General features: G+C 59.4%; 23 protein-coding genes. 9 read left to right on the top strand and 14 right to left on the bottom strand.

Annotated elements, in window-relative coordinates; all coding sequences use genetic code 11:
• Window positions 1-11: 11 nt before the first annotated feature.
• Window positions 12-677, bottom strand: a complete 666-nt coding sequence (locus tag NT131_00760) for a DUF47 family protein (protein ID MCX6650180.1) — start codon at window positions 675-677, stop codon at window positions 12-14.
• A gap of 98 nt (window positions 678-775) precedes the next feature.
• Window positions 776-1,453 carry an ArsR family transcriptional regulator gene (locus NT131_00755; protein MCX6650179.1) on the bottom strand — a complete coding sequence of 226 codons (678 nt, stop codon included), beginning with the start codon at window positions 1,451-1,453 and terminating at the stop codon, window positions 776-778.
• Window positions 1,454-1,638: 185 nt separating this feature from the next.
• Between NT131_00755 and mtnA the strand changes: the two genes are divergently transcribed.
• Genes mtnA through NT131_00725 form a run of 6 tightly spaced genes read left to right on the top strand, consistent with a single transcriptional unit; the run spans window position 1,639 to window position 6,221 of the window.
• Entirely contained in the window at window positions 1,639-2,649 is a 1,011-nt protein-coding gene (gene mtnA / locus NT131_00750) for an S-methyl-5-thioribose-1-phosphate isomerase (GenBank protein MCX6650178.1), read from the top strand.
• Entirely contained in the window at window positions 2,646-3,257 is a 612-nt protein-coding gene (locus NT131_00745) for a class II aldolase/adducin family protein (GenBank protein ID MCX6650177.1), read from the top strand. Before mtnA ends, NT131_00745 begins: the two co-directional genes overlap by 4 nt.
• 4 nt (window positions 3,258-3,261) lie before the next feature.
• Window positions 3,262-4,347 carry a ribosomal biogenesis protein gene (locus NT131_00740; protein ID MCX6650176.1) on the top strand — a complete coding sequence of 362 codons (1,086 nt, stop codon included), beginning with the start codon at window positions 3,262-3,264 and terminating at the stop codon, window positions 4,345-4,347.
• Window positions 4,348-4,390: 43 nt separating this feature from the next.
• Window positions 4,391-4,777, top strand: coding sequence for a translation initiation factor IF-5A (locus NT131_00735; protein MCX6650175.1), 387 nt, complete (start codon window positions 4,391-4,393; stop codon window positions 4,775-4,777).
• A gap of 19 nt (window positions 4,778-4,796) precedes the next feature.
• Entirely contained in the window at window positions 4,797-5,648 is an 852-nt protein-coding gene (gene speB, locus NT131_00730; protein MCX6650174.1) for an agmatinase, read from the top strand.
• On the top strand, window positions 5,649-6,221 hold the full coding sequence (locus tag NT131_00725) for a TMEM165/GDT1 family protein (protein ID MCX6650173.1): 573 nt from the start codon (window positions 5,649-5,651) through the stop codon (window positions 6,219-6,221).
• Here the strand turns inward: NT131_00725 and glmM are convergent, their stop codons facing one another.
• From glmM to smc, 7 genes are all read right to left on the bottom strand, one after another.
• Window positions 6,222-7,571, bottom strand: coding sequence for a phosphoglucosamine mutase (gene glmM / locus NT131_00720; protein MCX6650172.1), 1,350 nt, complete (start codon window positions 7,569-7,571; stop codon window positions 6,222-6,224).
• Window positions 7,572-7,657: 86 nt separating this feature from the next.
• Window positions 7,658-8,617 carry an NDP-sugar synthase gene (locus NT131_00715; protein MCX6650171.1) on the bottom strand — a complete coding sequence of 320 codons (960 nt, stop codon included), beginning with the start codon at window positions 8,615-8,617 and terminating at the stop codon, window positions 7,658-7,660.
• 9 nt (window positions 8,618-8,626) lie between these two features.
• Window positions 8,627-8,842, bottom strand: a complete 216-nt coding sequence (locus NT131_00710; protein MCX6650170.1) for an LSM domain-containing protein — start codon at window positions 8,840-8,842, stop codon at window positions 8,627-8,629.
• 56 nt (window positions 8,843-8,898) lie between these two features.
• The gene (locus NT131_00705; protein MCX6650169.1) at window positions 8,899-9,108 is read right to left on the bottom strand and encodes a hypothetical protein; all 210 of its coding nucleotides are present in this window, start codon (window positions 9,106-9,108) and stop codon (window positions 8,899-8,901) included.
• Window positions 9,081-9,569, bottom strand: a complete 489-nt coding sequence (gene scpB / locus NT131_00700) for an SMC-Scp complex subunit ScpB (protein MCX6650168.1) — start codon at window positions 9,567-9,569, stop codon at window positions 9,081-9,083. Before scpB ends, NT131_00705 begins: the two co-directional genes overlap by 28 nt.
• Before the next feature lies 1 nt (window position 9,570).
• Complete coding sequence (locus NT131_00695; protein ID MCX6650167.1) at window positions 9,571-10,482, bottom strand: segregation/condensation protein A; 912 nt, start codon at window positions 10,480-10,482, stop codon at window positions 9,571-9,573.
• Window positions 10,482-14,081, bottom strand: coding sequence for a chromosome segregation protein SMC (gene smc / locus NT131_00690; GenBank protein MCX6650166.1), 3,600 nt, complete (start codon window positions 14,079-14,081; stop codon window positions 10,482-10,484). The genes NT131_00695 and smc overlap by 1 nt, the downstream gene beginning before the upstream one ends.
• 465 nt (window positions 14,082-14,546) lie before the next feature.
• Here smc and NT131_00685 point away from each other — a divergent pair, with 465 nt between their 5' ends.
• Together NT131_00685 and NT131_00680 are read left to right on the top strand one after the other, a co-directional pair.
• Window positions 14,547-15,341 carry a glycosyltransferase gene (locus NT131_00685; protein MCX6650165.1) on the top strand — a complete coding sequence of 265 codons (795 nt, stop codon included), beginning with the start codon at window positions 14,547-14,549 and terminating at the stop codon, window positions 15,339-15,341.
• A gap of 46 nt (window positions 15,342-15,387) precedes the next feature.
• Entirely contained in the window at window positions 15,388-16,065 is a 678-nt protein-coding gene (locus NT131_00680; GenBank protein MCX6650164.1) for a glycosyltransferase family 2 protein, read from the top strand.
• Here the strand turns inward: NT131_00680 and NT131_00675 are convergent.
• From NT131_00675 to NT131_00655, 5 genes are all read right to left on the bottom strand, one after another.
• On the bottom strand, window positions 16,056-16,583 hold the full coding sequence (locus NT131_00675) for a uracil-DNA glycosylase (protein MCX6650163.1): 528 nt from the start codon (window positions 16,581-16,583) through the stop codon (window positions 16,056-16,058). The genes NT131_00680 and NT131_00675 overlap by 10 nt on opposite strands.
• Window positions 16,584-17,105: an orotate phosphoribosyltransferase gene (gene pyrE, locus NT131_00670; GenBank protein ID MCX6650162.1), complete on the bottom strand. Its 522-nt coding sequence runs from the start codon at window positions 17,103-17,105 to the stop codon at window positions 16,584-16,586. It abuts the gene before it with no gap.
• 4 nt (window positions 17,106-17,109) lie between these two features.
• The gene (locus NT131_00665) at window positions 17,110-17,673 is read right to left on the bottom strand and encodes a CDP-2,3-bis-(O-geranylgeranyl)-sn-glycerol synthase (GenBank protein MCX6650161.1); all 564 of its coding nucleotides are present in this window, start codon (window positions 17,671-17,673) and stop codon (window positions 17,110-17,112) included.
• Window positions 17,674-17,707: 34 nt separating this feature from the next.
• Window positions 17,708-19,606, bottom strand: a complete 1,899-nt coding sequence (locus tag NT131_00660; GenBank protein MCX6650160.1) for an ATP-dependent DNA helicase — start codon at window positions 19,604-19,606, stop codon at window positions 17,708-17,710.
• Window positions 19,607-19,678: 72 nt separating this feature from the next.
• On the bottom strand, window positions 19,679-20,227 hold the full coding sequence (locus NT131_00655) for a hypothetical protein (GenBank protein MCX6650159.1): 549 nt from the start codon (window positions 20,225-20,227) through the stop codon (window positions 19,679-19,681).
• A gap of 211 nt (window positions 20,228-20,438) precedes the next feature.
• Here NT131_00655 and NT131_00650 point away from each other — a divergent pair, with 211 nt between their 5' ends.
• Complete coding sequence (locus NT131_00650; GenBank protein MCX6650158.1) at window positions 20,439-20,726, top strand: MTH1187 family thiamine-binding protein; 288 nt, start codon at window positions 20,439-20,441, stop codon at window positions 20,724-20,726.
• Window positions 20,727-20,729 lie beyond the last annotated feature (3 nt).

The raw sequence follows: 20,729 nt of genomic DNA, 5'->3' as shown, positions 1-20,729 counted from the left end.
CCATCTCCGGGTCAGGCGTATTTGATAAGGATGCCGTTTATAACGTCAGCAACATCCTCGCACCTGTCCGCCGCGGTCTCGATGTTGGTGTACAGTTCCTTGAGCTTTATTATGTCCTTGGCTTCTTCGGTATCGAACAGATCGGCGATGGCCTTCCTGTATAACGTGTCCCCCTCGTGCTCGAGACGGTGTATCTCGACGCAGCAGGACTTGGTGTTCTTGGGGTCCTTCATGCCCTTGAGGGTGTGAACGGCCGTGTCCACCTCCTCCATGGCCATGGTGAGATTGCGCACCAGCTCGACCATCGATCTAGTGGGCTCTTTTATCTTGAACATTACGATTTTGTCGGCCACGTCGTCCACGCAGTCGAGTATGTCGTCCAGGGATGAGGTGAGCGCTACGATGTCCTCACGGTCGATGGGGGTAATGTAGGTCTTGTTCAATTCATCATGTATATGATGGACCATGTTGTCCCCCTTGTTCTCCATCCTGTTCAGGTTGAGCGCCTTCTGCTCCAGATCGGTGAAATTGCTCATTATTGAGTTGAGGTACTTGACGCCCTCCATGACGTTGGCGCTCTGCTCAACCAGCATATCGAAAAACTTCTTTTCCTGCGGAATGAGCCAAGAGAGGGCTAATGTCTCACAACCTAATCCCAGATAGGAGCGGAGAGTCATGATACTTATGACTATTTAGTAACTTTTACCGTCAGATCGAGATACATTTTTCGTGGCGCTGAGTCCGCTGAAGAGACCGCTAAATTGAGACGCCTGCATTACAACGAAGGCTCGATGACGTACTTGCACATGTTGAAGCCCGCTCCGAACGTGTCCTTCTCCACCACGCGCAGGGGCATGTGGAGCCTCTCCTCGAAGATGGACTCTAGTATGCCCTCGTTGAGCAGGCACAGCGTCTTACCGACGTCCGGAGCCTTAGAACAGTCGTACTCGTCCTTGATTATCAGGGTCACCGGATGCAGGGAGTAGACCACGACGTCCCCCAGCTCGTGCAGCGCATAGAAATCCTTGACCTCGTGTATCAGGCCTTCGACGTCATTGGACTTCATGCGCGTGGAGACCTCGGCCCCTATCTGTCGGCCGATGTCTTTCAGGATGGGGTCCATGTTAAACCCGATGGCCTCCATCCCGATGACGATGGAACGTATGGTTCCCTTGAGGAAAGTACTGGTGGAGCCTATGGAGCGACCGATGGTGTTGGATACGGCCTTTTTCAGCTCCTCCCGGGGGACAACCGACGAGCCAACTAGCCTGGAAATGACATAGAATATCTTCCGGCGGTTGTCTTGGGGATCGTCCCGGTAACCGATCAAACCTTCCTTGACCATCTTGTCCAGGTGGACCGAGAGGGTGCTTTGGGCCTTGCCGGTAAGGACGGCGATCTCGCTCAGGCTCAGGTCCCGGCGTTGGAGCTCGCTCAAGATCTTTTGCCGCACGGGGTTCGATATCTGCCGTAGACCAGTGGTCGTAGAATAGACATCGAAATTTGAGGTCTTTCCTTGCAGATGAATCCCCAGCCTACAGATTAATGGTATGCATAGTTAAATGTATCGTAAAGTTACGAAACATCGGGTCCGAGATAACTTAATTAGATTGGCCACCCTCCAGTGGATGAGGACAGATGAGGATACTCATTGACGGCGAGGCCAAGGACACGCGGGCGGTCTGGTTCGAGAACGGGACGGTCCGTATGATCGACCAAAGGATACTACCTCATCGAGTCTCGGTCGTCGATCTCACTGACCATCACCAAGTGGCCGAGGCCATCCGCGATATGACCGTCCGGGGCGCCCCGGCTATCGGTGTGTCCGCGGCGTACGGGATGCTTCTGGCCGCCAATAACCATGAGGACCTGCCGGCGGCGGCGAAGGAGCTGAAAAGCACCAGGCCGACGGCCTTCGACCTGTTCTTCGCCGTGGACCACATGCTGGCCCGTCTGGAATCTGGCGCTGACCCGGTCAGGGCGGCGGAGGATTACGCCAATAACATCGTGGAACGATGCCGGATGATCGGCGTTCACGGAGAGCCGTTGATCAAGGACGGGGCTCGCATCATGACCCATTGCAACGCCGGAGCCCTGGCCACCGTGGACTGGGGCACCGCCCTGGCGCCCATACGTGAGGCTTGGCGCAAGGGGAAGGACATCTTCGTCTACGTTTCCGAGACCCGGCCCCGGCTGCAGGGCATGAAACTGACAGCCTTCGAACTGTTGAACGAGGGCATACCGCACGCCATCATTCCGGACAGTGCCTCCGGCCATTTCCTAAGGGAGGGCGTGGACCTGGTGATCGTGGGGGCGGACCGCATCGCCGCTAATGGCGATTTCGCCAACAAGATAGGGACGTACGAGAAGGCGGTCCTGGCCAAGGAGCTGGGCGTGCCTTTCTACACCGCCGCTCCTCTCTCGACCTTCGACCTCTCCATCGCCCGGGGCCAGGACATACCCATCGAATATCGTGGAGAAGAGGAGGTCACGATGATCGACGGGGTGCGCATCGCCCCTCAGGGCTGCAAGGCCTTGAACCCCGGGTTCGATGTGACCCCTGGCCGGTACCTGAAGGGCATAATCACCGAATCGGGCGTGCTCAGCCCGGGCGAGATATCTAAGAAGTTGAAGGGGGCCAAATTATGAACCAGGCAGGTATGGACGTTGTGCGGTACGGACGATTGCTGTACGAGAGGGGACTGACGTTCGGGACCGGGGGGAACATCAGCGCTCGGGTCGGGGGGAACATGATCATCACGCCCTCCGGGACCTGCAAAGGGATGCTGGACCCTACCGAGCTGGTCAACGTGGACATAGCCACCGGAAAAGCCCTGAGCGGAAGACCATCGATGGAGACCCCTTTCCATCTGACGGTGTACAGGGAACGCGCGGACGTGAACGGTGTGGTGCACGTGCATCCCCGTTTCTGCACCGCCCTGGCCTGCGCCGGGGTGGAGCTGACCCCCGGATTGACCCCCGAGGGACTGATGGTGCTGGGCAGGCGCGTGCCGACCGTGCCGTACGCCACCCCGGGGTCGAACGACCTGGCCGAAGCGCTGAGAGCGGTGGTCGGAGGCGCCAACGCCTTCCTGCTGCAGAACCACGGCGCGATAGCTGTTGGCAAGGACCTCAAGGACGCCTACCACCGCCTGGAGACCCTGGAGTTTCACGCCGAGCTGCAGTATCGCTTGCTGCTGCTGGGAAAAGGGAAGGCGCTGCCAGAGGCGGAGATCGAACGTATCCTGAGGGACTGATCACATGATCCTGATAACTAAATGGTTCGGAGTGTTCCTGTGCGAGGACACCGAGGTTCGCCGGTTCAAGCTGTTCGAGAAGGAACCTAAGCTGGTGGCTCATAAGCTGGCAGCGGTCCAGCGCGGGGAGATACTCCCGGAGGAGAGGGAGCTGGCGGTGAGGCGCATGAAGGTGGCCGATTCGCGGCTGAAACCCCTCGGAAAGCCCATGGTATTCGATTCGTCCTTCATCAGACCGGAGACCTACGGGCTGACCCCGGAGCTCATGCAGAAGGTCATGGTCGAGCTGGGCAAGATCAGGGTGCGCGAGCCCTTGAGCGAGGACCGCTCCATCGCCCAAGCCATTCGGGCCACCGACGACCTCATCGATGAGATCAACCTCCTGAGCGAACGTCTGCACGAATGGTACGGGGTGTACTTCCCGGAACTGGGCGACTACGCGGTGGAGGCAGAGTACGCTCGCCTGGTGGCGGAGATCGGGGAGAGAGAGGCCATCATGGCGCAACTGGGCGTCTCCCTCGAATCGGTGGGCACGGACCTGGTGGAAAGAGACCTGCAGGTCATCCGGGGCCTGGGCGGGACGCTGTTCGAGCTTTACAAGCGCAAGGAGTCCCTGGACGCCTACATCCTGGAAGGGATGAACCGGGTGGCGCCCAACCTGACCTCGCTGCTCAACCCCAACCTGGCCGCTCGCCTAATTTCCCTGGCCGGGGGGCTGCAACGCCTGGCTAAATTGCCGTCCAGCACCGTGCAGCTGCTGGGGGCGGAGAAGGCCCTGTTCCTGCACCTGCGGTCGGGCAAGAGCCCTCCCAAGCACGGGGTCATATTCCAGCACCCATGGATCAACCGGTCGCCCTACTGGCATAGGGGCAAGGTGGCCCGCAGCCTGGGCGGCAAGATAAGCATCGCCGCCAAGGTGGATTATTATCATGGCGAGCCCATAGCCGACCAGCTGAAGGAGCAGATGGAGAGACGGGTTGCCGAGATCAAGGAGAAGTACCCCAACCCGCCCCAAAGACAGCCGCGCCCTCAAGGAAGGTACAACAATCAGCGTCAGGGTCAACGCTATGGCCAAGGCCGTCGGAGATAAGCAAAATATATAAACGTACCTTCATTTCCCTTTAGAGGTATCTATGTCGTGGACTCAACAGGAAGTCAGGGAGCTGAAGGAAGGCCGTTACATGCTGATCGACGGCGAACCCTGCAAGATCATCAACATCACCACCTCCAAGCCCGGGAAGCACGGGGAGGCCAAATCCAACATCGATGCCGTGGGCATCTTTGACAACAAGAAGCGCAACATAGTTCACCCCGTCAAGCACAAGGTCCAGGTGCCCATGATCGACAAGCGCAAGGCGCAGATCCTTTCCATCGCCGGTGACGAGGTCCAGCTCATGGACCTGGATACCTACGAGACCTTCCAGCTGCCCATTCCAGAGGAATACAAGGGACAGCTCAACGCCGGCGAGGAGATCATGTACATGATCGCCATGGACCGTCGCAAGATCACCAAGGTGTGATCGGGGACCAGAGACCTCCATGGCCCGCAGCGACTCGTTCTCTCTGGCCAATTCCACTTTTGAGGAGGCGGAGTTCGTCATCATGGGGGTACCTTACGATGGCACCACCCGCTTCCGTTCCGGCACCCGGAAGGCGCCCGCGGCCATACGCAAGGCCTCGAAATTGTTGGACCCCTATGTCTTCGAGCACAAGCTGGACCTGTCCACGGTTAAGGTCCACGACCTAGGTGATCTGGACTGCGGCTCTTCCTGCGAGGACATGTTCAAGGCGGTAGAGAAGGAGGCCGGGAAGGTAATCACCGCGGGCAAGTTCCCTATCCTGATGGGCGGCGAGCGCAGCATCACCTATCCGCTGGTGAAGGCCTTCAAGGAGGTCGGGGTCATAAGCATCGACGCTCACCTGGACTTCCAATCGAACGGCGACCGCAAGTTCGACCACTCCTGCACTATGAGGAAGGTGGCGGACGTGGTGGGCATCGAGAACATTTTGCCCTTCGGCGTGCGTTCCATCTCCAAGGAGGAGCTGACCGGGGAGATGCCCAATTACGTGGACGCCTACCAGATAAGGGAGATGGGCCTGGACAACTCCTGGAAGAAGGCCCTCAACATGATGCGTCGGGAGGACGTGCTGCTGAGCCTGGACATGGACGGGATAGACCCGGGGTTCGCCCCCGGGACCTCGCGCCCCGAGCCTTTCGGCCTAACGGGCTACGAGGTCAAACGCTGCATCGACATGGTGGGCGATCGCCTGGTCGGTTTCGACGTCTCCGAGGTGCTGCCACTCCATGATCCAGGGGCCACCGCCGCTCTGGCCGCCCGCCTCATTATGGAAGTGGTCGCCATCGTGCACACCCGTCGGGGTGAAAAGTAGTTGGACCTCACCCCTCTCATATCGGCTTTCATACTAATCTCCATCACCGAGCTGGGAGACAAGACCATGATCGCGGCCATCACCCTGTCCTCGAAATATCCGAAGAGAACCGTGTTCCTGGGGGCCTTCCTGGGTCTGGCATTGGTCACGGCCGTCGGCGTGCTCATCGGGGAGGTGCTATTCCAGTTCGTGCCAGCCTGGATTGTCGGTCTGGCCGCCGGTGTGATCTTCATTCTATTCGGAGTGGTCACCCTGCTGCTTCCAGAGAAAGAGGAAGAGGCGGAGGTCAAGGATAAGAGCCGCTGGGGCGGGTTCTTGACCGCCTTCGGCTTTATTGGCCTGATGGAGCTGGGGGACAAGACCCAGCTATCGGTCATCACTCTCTCCGCGGAATCTGGCGCAGCCCTGTTGGTCTTCATCGGCGCAGCGATGGCATTCTTCTGGCTTACAGCCCTGGAGGTGACCGTGGGCAAGGCCATCGGGGAGAAGGTCCCCAAGGACTACATACGGAAGGGAAGCGGCCTGGTCTTCATCATCTTCGGGATCATATTCCTGGCGCAGCAACTGCTGTGATCACTTTTCCAGCAGTTCCCGCAGCACTTCCTCGCACTCGTCACCGCACCTCTTTGCGGTGCCCTCGTCCTTTCCCTCGGAGTAGATGCGGAAGATCGGCTCCGTTCCGGATGGCCGGACCAGGCTCCATCCACCGTCGAAATAGATCTTGATCCCGTCGGTGAGGTCGGTGCGCTGGTCGGCGAAGTACACTTCGACCTGCTCCAGAGCCCACTCCTTCTTTTCCTCCGGGCACTCCAGCTTCCGTTTGTCCAGGCAGTAACGGGGCACTTCTTTCAGCAGTTCGGAGAGAGGCCCCTTCTTGGCGATTATCTCCAGCATCTTGGCCATGGCCATGGCCGCGTCCCGGCAGTACTGGTGCTCGGGGAAGATCAGCCCGCCGTTCTCCTCCCCGCCGAAGAGGGCCTGGACCTCCATCATCTTGCGGGCGACTATCGGTGCGCCCACTTTGGTGTAGATGACCTGGCCGTTGTGCTTTTTGACGACCTCTTCCAGGCAGGAGGAGGTGCTCACCGGAGTTACCACGATGCCCCCTTCGTTCTCCTGCACCATGTGTGAGGCCACAACGCTCAGCGATTGGTCCCCGTAGACGTAGTTGCCCTGGTCGTCCACGAATATGGTGCGGTCGGCGTCCCCATCGTGGGCTATGCCCAGGTCCGCGCCGGTGGCTTTGACCACCGAGATAAGGTCCTTGAGATTGTCCGGGGTCGGCTCGCTGGGATGACCGGGGAAGGTGCCCTGCGGGTTCCCGTTCAGCGTCACCGCCCTCACGCCCAGGGCATCGAGCAGCCCAGGAGAGGTGACCGTCCCGGCGCCGTTGGCGCAGTCCAATACCACGTGGAGGTTGGCATCGGCGATGGCCACCCGGTCCACCGAGCGCCTTATGGCGTTGGCGTAGGAGGCCCCCACCCCATCCAAGCGGGAGACGGTGCCTACCGCCCTCCATTCTGGCAGGGAGAAGCTCTTTTCCGTGAAGATGCGCTCGATGACCTCCTCCTTCTTCCGCGGCATCTCCGTGCCGTCGTGGTCGATGCACTTGATGCCGTTGAACTCCGGCGGGTTGTGGGAGGCGGTGATCATCACTCCTCCCTTTACTCCAGTGTTCTTGACGTAATACTGCAGGGCGGGCGTCGGCAGCATGCCCAGGTCCACCACGCTGGTCCCCGCCGAGGTCATCCCGGCGGATACGGCCAGGCGCAGCATGTCGGCGGAGGTCCGGGAGTCCGTGGCGATGGCCACCTTCCCCATCATGAATGTGCCTATGGCCCGACCGACCTCCAGCGCCAGCTCGACGTTCATGTCCTTATTGACTACCCCGCGCACTCCATTGGTTCCGAAAAGTTTGGTCATCGTATCACTTTGGCCGGTCCCTTTTATATGGTTTAGGAAAAGTTAGCTGGCATTTAAACCTAGTGTGCGTTTTTCTGAACGCCGCCTCAATGACCGATCAGTACCTTGTCCTCCACGACCGCGCCGTCCTCGATCACCGTTCCAGGCCCCAGTATGCAGTTGTGGACACGACATCCCTTGCCCACGATGGCTCCCTCCATGAGCGTGGAGCGGTCGACGGTCGAACCGGACATTATGGCGGAGCGAGGTTGAGCGCAGACATGCGGCCCGACCACGCATCCTTCGAGCTTCACACCGTCCAGATGGTTCTGTCCCCTTACCTCCGAACCTGTCTCGGACGCTGGCCGGTGAAGATTATGACCGTGATCGATGAGCACTGACTGGGCGGTCAGGTAGCTCTCCGACGTCCCGCAATCCACCCAGTGACCGGAGAACCTGTATCCGAACAAGCCCTGCTCCAGCACCCGGGGGAACACAGCCCGTTCCAAGGAAATGACACCTTCGCCGATATGGTCCAGTATCTCCGGTTCGAACGCGTAGATCCCGGCGTTGATCAGGTCCGAGGCTGCAGTTCCCGGCGCCGGCTTCTCCTGGAAGTCCACGATGCGCTCTCCCTGCATCCTTATCACCCCGAAGGCGGAGGGGTCCGGCACCTGCCACAGCGCTATGGTGCCGATCCCCCCCATCCGTCGGTGGAAGCGAAGGAAGGCGTCGATGTCCAGGGAGCTGATTATGTCCCCGTTGAAGCACAAGAACTCGCCGTCCAGGTGTTTCCGGACGTTGCGTATGGCGCCTCCCGTGCCCAGGGGCTCCTCTTCATTGACCAGAATGACCTGACGGCCGTAGTCGTGTTGACGGAAATGGTCTTCCAGGGTCTCCTTCATGTAGCTGACGGCCAGTACGACCGTGTCCACCTCCGCTGGCAGCGAATCGATTATGTGCATGACCAGCGGCTTGCCGAGCAACGGTACGATGGGTTTGGGAATGGAGAAGGTCAATGGCCTTAGCCGGGTGCCCATGCCCCCGGCCAGGATCAGTGCTTTCATGAAAAGTTATCAGAGGGGGGCAATGCTCACGACGTTGTTGCCCCGCAGGATCACGACGCCCAACCGCCGGACCTGGTCCGCGTTGCGCTCCTCGGTCTCCTCTAGGACCATGTTCATGTACTCATCGTAACCGGTGAGCTTCCCTTCCAAGACGCGGTTGTCCTTGAGCAGGAGGGATACCTTCTTGTTCAGGGTTTTCTCCATGAGCGCTAGAGGCATTACCATGTTATCACTTCCGTAGTCATCGTACCCTTAGATTTAAACCTTTTCGGGTGCGGCCATCACTGCTTCAGGGACAGAATCCAGGAGTCGGAGGGGTCTTGGCGGGCGTAACCCACGAAGTCCTCTTCGAGGATTACGTCGGATACGCCCACCAGGTTGACCTTCCTCCCTGTGGACCAGGAAAAGGTCGTCGTTTCCGGGGGAATGCGGGTTATGGCCCATCCGTCAAGGGCCGTCGGGCCTACTGTTTGAACTTTGATTCCATCCACTCCTTTATCTCTTCCTTCTTGGTCCCCAGGCCGAACTTCTCCGAGAACTCCCGGGTGGTGCTGAGCAGTAGGGACTGCCCCGCGTGCTTGCCGGTGACCAGGCCCATCTGTCTGAGCTCCTTCACCCTTTCGTATACGCCGGAGCCGAGCATCTTGGCCAGGTCGCTTTGTAAAATCGGCTGGTTGTAGGCGATGATGGCCGCGGTCTTGAGCACTTCGGTCGATATATCCTGTTCAGCGAATGGCAAGGCGTAGTGATTGTACTCGGGGCGCAGCTGCAGGGAGTATCTCTGCCCGATCTTGACCACCTGGATGGCCGAGTCTCGCGTTTCGTACTCCTTTTCCAGGTGCCTCAGTTCCTTGCGCACGGCGTCGGGTCCTAGACCGCACATGTCAGAGATGTCACTGGCCCGGAGGGGCTGGGACGCGGCGAACAGCACGGCCTCCACCGCACGGTCCACTTCACATCACCATCTGGGCGTGGGCCACCGGGAGCTGGGCCTCCTGACCGTCCACCAGCTGGCCGATCTCCCAGGGCAGCTTGATCTCCAGGAATATTTGGCCATAGGGAAGCTCTTCCTGCCACAGCGATATCTTGCCGTTACGGGCCAGGAACAGCAGCGATACAAAAACCTTGATGCAGTCCTCTTTGTCCCCCTCGAACAGGTCCTCCAGGGCCATGGGGCCGTTGCCGCAGCGCATTATCCTCTCCCATGTTTCAGCGACGTCCTTCTCCTGGTTGTCGTTGTGGCTCTTGCCGTCGAACCTTTCCTGGGCCTTGAGCAGCTGCTCCCGGACCCTCTGGCGGTTCAAGGATACCTCCACTTCCTGCTGGGCGGTCTCGAAGGCCTCGAGCAGGTCGATGAGCGCGACCGGCCGCGTGCAGCGGTGCCTTATCACCTCGGTGAGCTCCACGTTCTCCGGAACGTTCAGGTCGACGTCCGGCTGGGGGTGCTCCACGAACTGGTCCATGGCGTCCAGGTCCCAGTCGGCGCAGAACAGCTCATCGCGGCGGTTGTCGTTGAGCACTAGCACCTCGCGGGACTGCATGTGCAGTATGCTCCAGGCCATGTGCATGAGCTTGCCGGCCACGATGAAATCGACCTCCTCGGTCTTCATCCTCTGCCCGTAGAGCTTGGCGAACTTCATCAGGTCCACGTCCCAGGGGTCCAGGTCGTTGCTCAGGACCAGCTCGAACACTAACTGCAACGAACGGTCCAGCGGCTCGCGGCCGGCGAACTGGTGCTCGTCCTCGGCCGAGCGCAATAGCCCCAGGTAGCGGTTGATCTTCTCCGCTCCCCGCCCCTCGTCGATCAATGCCTTGTGGAACATCAGATGTCCCATCACGTTGTCCAAGCTCCCAACCTCTGTCATTACCCATCCCTCTTGACCTTATCCTCAGGCAGTTCTATGTCCTTCTCCAGCTCGCTCAGGTCGCCGATGTTCGGCTTGAAAATGATGTTGGAAATGCCGCCAGCCGGCTTGGTCACCCCGATTATGTGGTCAGCCTTGTTCAGGGTGACCTTCCTCAGGGATATCTGCACGAACTGGGCGGTGGTGCTGCTCTTCTTGACCCGGTTGGCCACCATCTCGGCGTTGACCGCGTCCAGGAACATATCGACCTCGTCCAGCAGGTAGAACGGCGACGGTTGCCACTCCTGCAGGGCGAAGATGAAGGCCAGTGCGGTCAGGCTCTTCTCCCCTCCGCTCAGCGCCTCCAATCTCAGTACCTTGCCGTTGCGCGGCCGGGCCTTGATGACTAGTCCGCCCTGGAAGGGCTCCTGCGGGTTCTCCAGCAGCAGCTCCGCCTCTCCGCCCCCGGAGAGCTCGGCGTACACCCGGCGGAAGTTGGCGTTGACGGCGTCATACACCTGGACCAGGTTGACCTTCTTTTTCTCGTTCAGCTGGTCGGTCAGCGCCACCAGCTGGTCCCTCTGGTCCTCGAGCCGCTTGGTCTCCCCGCGCAGCTCGACGTGCCTGGCCTTCTTCTCATCGTAATCCTCGATGGAGCGCAGGTTGACCGCGCCCATGCCGTTAAGGGAGTTCTCGCACAGCACCATCTCCGAATGGATGTCGTCCAGGGACGGTAGCGGGTAGCTCACCGCCAGATTATGCTGGGCGATCTCCTGGACCAGTTCCCGGAGCTTCTCCTCGCCCAAGGTCTTCTTGGTGTTCAGCCCAATGAGGAAGTCATTAGAGGTCTCCAGCTTCACGGCCACCTTCTCCCGGTCGGCCAGGGCCTGTCCCTTTTGTCTCAGGAGCTTCTCTTTCTCGTCCCGCAGGGCGGTGATCTCCTTGCCCATGGAGTCCTCGATCTTCTTCAGGGCGGCCAGTTCCACCTTGGACCGGTTCTCCTTCTCCCCGGCCCCTTTGCCCTGGGCGTCCAACAGGCGCAGCTTCTCCTTGAACTGCTCCTCCTGCCCGGCCATCTCGTTTAGGCGCCTTTCCCTGACCTCGGCGTTTAGCTTGAGGAATTCGTGCTCAGTGCGCTTCTCTGAAAGTGATTGTGATATGCTGGTGAGCGTCGACTGGGCCTCCCTCAGCTTCTGTGAAAGTTCGGTGGGGGCGATCTCCATCTGGCGCTTGGTGCTGACTTCCAGCTCCGCCCTCAGTTTCGTGAGCTCCCCTTCCATCTTGGTGATTTGTAGCCCGAGCTCCGCCGTCTGGGACAGCGCCCTTTCCTTCTCGGTCTGCTTGGCCGCGGCGCCCTCTGTCACCCTCTTGGAACGGACCTTCTGCTCGGCCAGCTGCTTCTTCAGACCTTCCAGCTCGATACCCTTGCCCCGGTCCGAGCCGCTGATCTCGCGGATCTTCGACTCCAGGTCGATGACCTCCTGCCGGAGCGTCGTCAGTTCCGTGGAGACCTTGTCGGCCTGCTCCGTGGCCTTGCGTAGCTCCTCGGCCACCTCGTCGGCCTTGCCCTTTCCAGAGCCGAACTTGAGCTTGCTGCCCTCGACCGTTCCGCCGACCATGGCCCCGGAGGCCTCGATGAGCTCGCCGCCGGCGGTCACTAGGCGCACGCCGCCCATGAGCTGCCTTGCCTTTTGTAAAGTGTCGACCACGACCGTGTCCCCGAACACATACCAGAAGGCGGCTCGGTACTGCTCGTCGAACTTTATAAGATCGATAGCGAACCCAGCAGCTTCCTTCTCCGCTAGCAGGGCCTTGCCGCGGGGCTTGCCGTCTAGCATCTTATTGAGCGGCAGGAACGTGGCCCGTCCCAGATCGCTGCGCTTCAGGTAGTTGATGGCGTTGGAGGCCACCTCATCGTCCTCGACGATAATGGACTGCATACGGCCGCCGGCGGCTACGTTCAGTGCAACCTCGTACTTGGGGTCGACATCGGCCAGCTCGGCGATGGTTCCGTGTATCCCCTTCATTTCGCTGCGGTCCCTAGCCTCTAAGATGGCCTTGACCGCACGGTTGTAGCCGCGGGCGACGTTGACCGCCGCCTCCTCTTCGGCCTTGAGGTGATTATACTCCCGAGTGAGGTTGCGCACCGCCTGTTCCAGCTCGGCGGCCATCTTGGTGAGCTGCGTCTCCCGGTTCTTCTTAGAATAGAACTGCTCCTGCATGGATTTGAGAGACCCGCTGGAGTCCTTGCCCTGCTTGCCTATCTCCTTTACCCTCCAGTCCAGGTCCTTGACCTCGAAATCGGCGGATTCCTGTTCGGCGTGCAGCGCCTCCAGTTCCGCCCCCAGGTCCTGGGCCAGCCTCTCCAGGCGCTCCTTCTCTAGCTTCTTGACGTGCAGCGCCTCCGACCTCTCACGGATATGCTGGTCCTTTTCCTTGATGATTTTCTCCAGGGCCGAGAGCTCGCTGTCGTAGGAGCTGAGCTCCCCTTTCAGCTTGGCCTCGTCGCGCTGCAGTTTCTTGACCTTTTCGTCCAGTGATTTCAGTTCGGCGCTGGTCGCGACCAATGACGCTTCCTGCCCCTGCTTTTCCTTCAGTAGGGCGTCCCGCTCTTCGGACAGGGCCTTGATCTCGTCACGGACCTCGCCCATCTGTTCCGTCGACCTCTCGCGCAGGTCCGATGCTCTGGCCACGTCCACCCGCAGCCCGTCCATCTTCTCCTTCAGCTGCTGGAACTCAGCACCTCCCTTGGCCTGAAGTTCGTTCTCTTTTTTGAGATAGAGGTCCTCGATGGACCTGATCTGGGACTCTAGTTCGGCCTTGCGGGTCTTGTGGGCCTCGATCTCCTTGGAATAGGAAGCGATCTGCTCGCTGATGCCGCGTATCTCGGCCTCCGCCCCTTCCTTGCGCTTGTGAGCAAGCCGGGCCTTGGCCAGGGACAGCCGGTCCCTCATCTCGAGGTACTTGAGGGCCGCACCGCGCTCCTGCTCCAGCTGGCGGATCTGCTTGTCCAGCTCGCCCAGGATGATGGCTATGCGGTCTATGTTGTCCTGGGCCGAGCACTTCTCCACCTCGGCCTTCAGGATCTCCTCGTCGAACTTGGCGATACCGGATATCTCGTCCAGCACCCGCCGGCGATCTATGGTGGACATCTCCACGATATGGGTGACGTCGCCCTGCTGGACCAGATTGTAGCCCTCGGCGCTGATGCGGGCGCTGGAGAGTAGAAAATCGAACTCGGTCAGGGTGGACTTTCGTTCGTTGACGTAGAAATAGGAGTTGTAGCCCTCCCCGGCATCGGAGAGCTTGACATACCTGGTGAGCTTGACGATGTCCTCGTCCAAGGGGATGGTGCGATCGGCGTTGTCGAACACTAGGGAGACGCGGGTGTGATTGGCGGGCGCTTTCGCGTTACCGCCGTTGAATATCAGGTCAGAGAGCTTGCCGGCCCGGATGGCTTTGGAGCTCTTCGGACCAAGGACGAAAAGAATGGCGTCGGCGATGTTGGACTTACCCGATCCGTTGGGGCCGGTGACCGCGGTAAAGCCGCTGAGCATTGGTATGGTCAGCTTCTTTCCGAACGACTTGAAGTTCTCGACCTCGATCTGCTTAAGGTACATGCCAGTCCCCCTACGAAGTGCGAAGGTGCTCTATCTTGCTCGCCTTCGCTCGAGTGCATCCCATCACGAGTCCGACATGTGTCGGACATATAATGTATATTATGTTGCATATATATAATTTATTCTCGAAGGATTGATGTCCAGCGAGAAAAAATTACCTGATGTGAAACCTTGATTTCACATGTAATTATGAGGCAAATCGAAGATTACAATCTAAGGCCAGGGATTAATCGCGATATGAACGATTTGTGTGACAGGATGTCTGACAGACGGTGTAGACCGACCTTATGGAGGATCGTGGTCCTCCAATCTTTTCACAGCAGATGGTATGGCCGGGATCTTGGTAATCGGAGGCTCGAATCGAATACCATCTTTCGGAGGCTCCGTCTGTAGGCGTAAGAACGCATGTCCTTGTGAACTTCGGAGCCAGGGAACTTTTATACATGCAATGTGGATAAAGGGGGGATGCTCGTCTCCATCGTCCTCAAGATCAGGAATGAGGAGGACAATATAGCCGATGCCATAGACTCCCTAGTGGTGCAGGAGAGCCCCGTCGAGATCATTTTGGTAGATGGCAGCAGCACCGATCGCACGCGGGAAATCGTCAAGGAGTACGAATCCCGTTACCCGTTCGTCCACCTTTACGTGGCTGGTCGGACCAGGGGAGATAGTCTGAACTTTGGGCTGAGCAAGGCCACGGCAGACATCATCGCCCTGACCGACGGGGACTGCATCGCCAATCCCAATTGGATCAAGGAGATACGACGCTGTATCGTGGAAAAAGGGGCGGACATGGTGGCGGGCAGGTCCATCAACATCGGCCTAAGCGCCTGGGAGACGCTGGACCGGGTCGAACTGTACAACAAGGGATTCGACTGCACCTGGCCCGGATGCAATCTGGCCTTCCGCCGCCAGGTCTTCGAGACCATCGGCGGTGTGGACCCCTGGTTCATTACCGCGGAGGACGTAGATTTTAACATCAGGGCCACCAACGCCGGCTTCAACATCGTCCACAATCCCAAGGCCATAATCTACAACCGTACCCGGGGGACCGTCTACGGTTTCTTCAACCAGGCCTTTTGGAACGGGGTCGGAAGGAAACAGTTGACCATGAAGCACGGGAACCTGTGGTCCAAGTACGACCCCTTGAGAATGTTCCGTCAACGTATGACCTTCTGGGCCTTCCTTAGACTGGGATTCGCCTGGATGGGCTATATCGCCTTCAAGCTCTTCGGCGGTGGACAGAAAACACCGGCCTGAAAGCATTATTAGCCCCCTCTCGTTATAACGTCGGGGCCGGACCAAAATGGACATCAGCGTGATCATACCCACCATGAACGAGGAGGAATCCATAGGGCAGGTCATCGACAGCGTGCACCAGGCCCTGAATGGATTCGAGCACGAGGTGCTGGTCGTGGACACCAATTCCAAGGACCGCACCCGGGAGATCGCCGTGGAGAAGGGGGCGGTGGTCATCGAGGAGCCCCGCCGGGGCTATGGACGGGCGTACAAGACCGGCTTCGAGAGGGCCGGAGGCAAGGTCATCGCCACCTTGGACGCGGACTGCACTTATCCGGCGGAGGACATCCCGCAGCTCTACAAGATGCTGATAGACCAGGACCTGGAGTTCATCACCACCAACCGCTTCGCCAAGCTGGAGAAGGGGGCCATGAGCTCCAAGCACCGGCTGGGCAATTTCGCCTTGACCTTCACCCTGAACCTGTTCTTTGGCGTTAGGATAAAGGACTCACAGAGCGGGATGTGGGTGTTCCGTCGGGACATACTGGACCGCCTTCTCCTTAGCGACGATGGCATGCCCATGTCCGAGGAGATCAAGATAGAGGCGTTCCGCAAGGTCCGCAGCCAGGAGGCTCCCATCATCTACCGTCGGAGGGTGGGCGAGGTGAAGTTATCCAGCTGGAAGGACGGCTGGAAGAACATGAAGTTCCTTTTCAAGAAGCGCTTCCGCAGCTCTCACAAGTAGGTAGCGGCGGCTCTCAGCGCCTCGCGCAATACTTCTCTAGCCGGCGGACGGTAGATGCAGGCCGAGGGATGATAGGTGACCATTATCTTCAACGGCCTTCCGCCCACTTCCATCTCGAACGTCCGGTTGGCGGCGTCTTTCATGACCAGCTTACGGCCCAGCAGGTCCTCGGCGGCGCTTAGACCGAGCGCGAGCACGAACTCCTTCCCGGCCAGCTCCTCCAGGACGTAGGGACGGCAGGCCTCCATCTCCTCGGCGTTGGGACGGCGGTTCTTCGGCGGGCGGCACTTAACGGTATTGGTTATCGTCACTGAGCTCCGGTCCAGACCGGCTTCCCCCATCAGTCCATCCAGGATCTTTCCTGCCCGACCGATGAACGGTCGGCCCATCTCGTCCTCTTTGGCCCCCGGCGCTTCGCCCACCAGGGCCACTCTTGATGACAGGTCGCCAGTGGGGGGGACCACCTGAATGCGTCCGTGGCACAGGGGGCAGCGGCGGCAGTCCGGATCGAAGGGCATTCAGTTCCCCAAGATCTTGCTGGCGGTGAGCAGCGCTTTCATCTCCACTTCCATTTTCTTCAGGACCTCTCTTCCGCCTTCCTCGCGGTCCACCACGGACATGACCCTGTCCACGACCGCTCCGGCCTGTCGCAGCGTCTCCACCGCGTAGACCGCCGAACCGGCCGAGGTTATGACGTCCTCCACCACCAGCACCTTCTCGCCAGGGTCGAGCTGTCCCTCGATCAGCTTGCCGGTCCCGTGGTCCTTCTTCTCCTTGCGCACCATGACGAAAGGGATGCCCGTCCGGAGCGACAGGGCCACGGCTAGCGGCACAGAGCCGAGGGCCACGCCGGCGATGCGCTGCACCTCTTGCCCCATCTCCTTGGCCATGAGGTCTGCGACCAGACCAAGCACCTTGGGGTCGGTGGTGGCCTTCTTTATGTCGATGTAGTACTTGCTCTTCTTGCCCGAGGCCAGGGTGAAATCCCCGTAGAGGATGGCCCCGCAACCCACCAGCGCTTTCTTGAGTTCTTCGCTCATGTGATCACCAGGGGACCTTCTTCAGTCCCAGTTTGTAGCCTATTATGTTCACGCCGCGGTGCAGCACCGGGGTGATGATGAGGATGGCGAGCAAGGACACCCACCCGTAGTCCCGCCAGAAATGGTCCAGGAACCAGTCGGGAAAGGCCGCGATCACCAGGACGAAAGAGCCGAGCAGGAAGGTGTACTGGTCCGTGATCAGCGCCTTGTCTCCCCTGCCGATGTCCAGCCGCCTCTTGACGAAGGAACCGGCCATGTCCCCCAGGAGCGAACCGGTGGCCAGCACCACCACCACGCCCAGGTTCTCCGGGAAACCTCCAAAGCCGAAGAAATGCAGGCGGTCGAAGGGGAAGGCGATGTAAAGCTGGATTATGCCTAACGAGATGCCGGCGCAAATGCCCCCGATGAGCCCTCGCCAGGTCTTGCCATCCCCCAGCAGCCGCTTGCCTTTCCACGACCTTCTTCCGTCCACTGGCCGGCCGCCGCCGAACACTACCGCCGCCGAATTGGGCAGCAAGGAGGGCAGCATCAGCCAGAATCCCAGGAGAATCAGCAGAAGGAGGTCCATAGGCGCGAATCCCTCCAGCCGGTTATGAACCTTTCTACTTCCCCCTTTCGCGGAAGAACTGCTGGATGTCCTGCAGCGGTCTCTCCGTCGGCACCAGTTCCAGGCGGTCGGTGAACTGGGTTATGCGCCGGTCCAGCACCAGGGCCGCGCCGACGTCCCTCTCGGTTCGGATGAGACGGCCGATGGCCTGCTGCAGTTTGCGGATGGCCGGGCCCTTCACCGTGTATTCCCATCCCTTCCGGAACTTCAGCTCGTAGTAGTGCAGCAGCGCCCTCTGCTTGGCCGTGGGCCGTGGGTAAGGTATTCCCACAACGATGGCCAGTTCTAGCTCGTCCTCCGGGAAGTCGATCCCCTCGCTTATCCTCCCGCCCATGACCGCGAAGAGCACCTGCCCGCCCTCGGTCCCTTTTTTGAACCGGGTGACCACGTCCATAAGTTCCAGCTGGGCCATCCCCCGCTCCTCCAGATTCACCTTGCGGGAGATGCGTCGGGAGACCCCGTCGGCCACGAAACGGTCCATGAGCGAGTAGGAGGGAAAGAAGACCACGGTGTTTCGGCGCACGCCGTTGCACACCTGGACCACATGGTCCTCCATGACCTCCACCATCTCTGGGGATGATTGCATTTCCTCGTACTTCGTGGAGACGTCCTCCACGTAGAACACCCGGCGGTTCTCCTTGGGGAAGGGGGAGGGGAAGGTCACCAGGGCGCTTTCCGCCGGAAGTCCGATGGAGTCGCGGTATTCGTTCAAGGGGACCAGCGTTCCGGACATGTGCAAGGAGCCGCCGCATCCCAGCAGGGCGGAGGTGGTGATCACCGGGTCGATGCAGTAGGCCTTGAGGCAGGGGTTCTCCCCGCCCACCACCAGCTTGACGAAGCATTCCTCGTCGATGGTGAACCAGTAGCTGAGGAACGCCCCCAGCGAATACGTGTAGGACCTCGGCAGCCGGCCCTGGGCGAAGCGCGATTCCCGGATAATCTCCCCCTGCTCCATGATCAGTTTGGACATGGCCATCAGGGAGTGGGAGCTGGCGGTGAAGGCCGACATGAGCCCTTCCTCCAGGAACGAGGGGGGAATGAGGCCGTCCTCGTCGATGAGGTAGTCCTGCACCGCCTCGTCCAGCATGCGCCTGCAAACCTCCCGCACGTCGTTCAGGCTGACCCCCTTCCAGATCTCGGGGTCGCCGTATTCCTCCACCTCCTTGGCCACCGCTTCCAGCATGAATCGGGAGAGCTGGAAGCTCTCGATCTCCCTGGTATAATCGGGGAGGTTGTGGGCCTCGTCCACGATAAGCAGGACGTCCTCCATGGGGCAGTCCATCCAGTCTAGCAACGAGTTGCGGATGAAGGGCATGAAGAAGTAGGCGTAGGGGGCGGCCACCACCTGGGCCTCCCTGGCCAGCTCCTTCATGACCTCATGAGGGCAGATGTTCAGGGAATCGCAATAATCGATGAGCTCCTCGGCGGTGGGTAGCGTTCTTTTGCAGTGGTCCAGGAGCTGCTCCCAGTCCACATCCTGCAGCCCCTTGAAGAACCGGCAACCTCCGGGACGGTCGTCCAACACCCGTCGGCGCTTGTCCTGGCATATCTTGGACAGTTCCTCGGGAGTTCCTGCGCTTAGTTCCTTGTCCCGGCGGACCAGAGGGCAGGTGCCCTGCCTTCCCTGGAGGGCCACGCCGAACACCGGCATCTTCTCGTTGATGCGGCGCAGCTCCAGGATCACCTGTTTCTCCTGCGAGTTCGTTCGCGTCAGGTACAGGACCTTCTTGCCCCGGGCCAGGGCGGCCTGGAGAGCTCCGGACAGGGCGCAGACGGTCTTACCGCTCCCCGTACCGCTCTCTACGACCAGATGGCTTCGGTCCAGCATGGTGCGCTCCACCGTGCGCACGAACTCCACCTGATTGGGGCGCGGAGGATAGGGGAAAAGGTCCACGCCCGCTCTGAATGCGGCTATGATAAATATGATTGCCTTGGGCCCACCGAAAGTGAGCCCGGTTCCACCATCTTACTTTGACCGCTGCCAGTTCTCGGGGTCCTGATAGCAGGCCAGAGAATCGTCGGCGATGTGGTCCATGATGGCGTTGGCGTTGATGAGCTGATATATTCTCTCTTTCCTGAAGAGCCAGTAATGAATGCGCCACTCCCGGCCGTCGTAGAGGGTGGTCTCCTCGCGCTCGGTGGTCAGGATGCCAGTGTCCTCTAGCTGATAAAAGGCGTCGCGGTCCTCGGGCTCTAGGATGTTGTCGATGATCCTCTCGCTATAACCGAAGAAGTTCAGAACGTGCTGGGCCATGGAACGGGCCTGTTCATCCGGCATGCCATCGCGGTCTATGCCGTTCTTGATCGCCTGCGTGAGGTCCTCAACGGTGAGGGTGGTGCAATTTCCATCAAAACATATCTCAAAAGAGGGTTCCATGTCCGATCTCCCCTTGCTACCCAAAACATCCAAACTGCTGGCATTTACGTCCTTCACCAAAGAGAAGGGGACCGATTTGCGGGCTCCCTTTGTCTCCAATGGAAAAGCTCGTGACTTGTCCTTGCTAACGCTTCTCATCTATAAATCCCTCAGTGTGAATCGGTTTTGAAGTGTTATAGACTTTTTACACCATTTATGGTGTATAAATAGTTATTGAAAATGAGCGAGTTCCTTTGGATGTTTCATATTTAAAACTATTACATTTTATAAATTATTAATTATTTATTATTTGTGCAGGAAAAGCTCAAGACGGTCGTCCTGCAAATAGGTGGTATGATAGGTGAGCCATATGATAGTGGAATTCTCGATCATCCCTGTCGGGGTAGGCTCCAGCCTCAGTTCGTATGTGGCCGAATGCGTGCGCATCGTCAGGGAGAGCGGTCTGGTGTATGAGCTGACGTCCATGGGCACCGTGCTCGAGGGGGAGGGCGACGAGGTCATTCCGGTGGTAATGCGCTGCCATGAACGGGTGATGCAGATGAGCGAAAGGGCCGTGACTATCATCAAGATCGACGACCGGCGAAATTGGCATGGCGGGATGGATAGGAAGGTGCGCAGCGTGGAGGAGAAGCTCTGAAAA

This window comes from Methanomassiliicoccales archaeon, assembly GCA_026394395.1.
Taxonomy (GTDB): Archaea; Thermoplasmatota; Thermoplasmata; order Methanomassiliicoccales; family UBA472; genus UBA472.
This window is presented reverse-complemented; position numbering and strand designations above follow the sequence as displayed.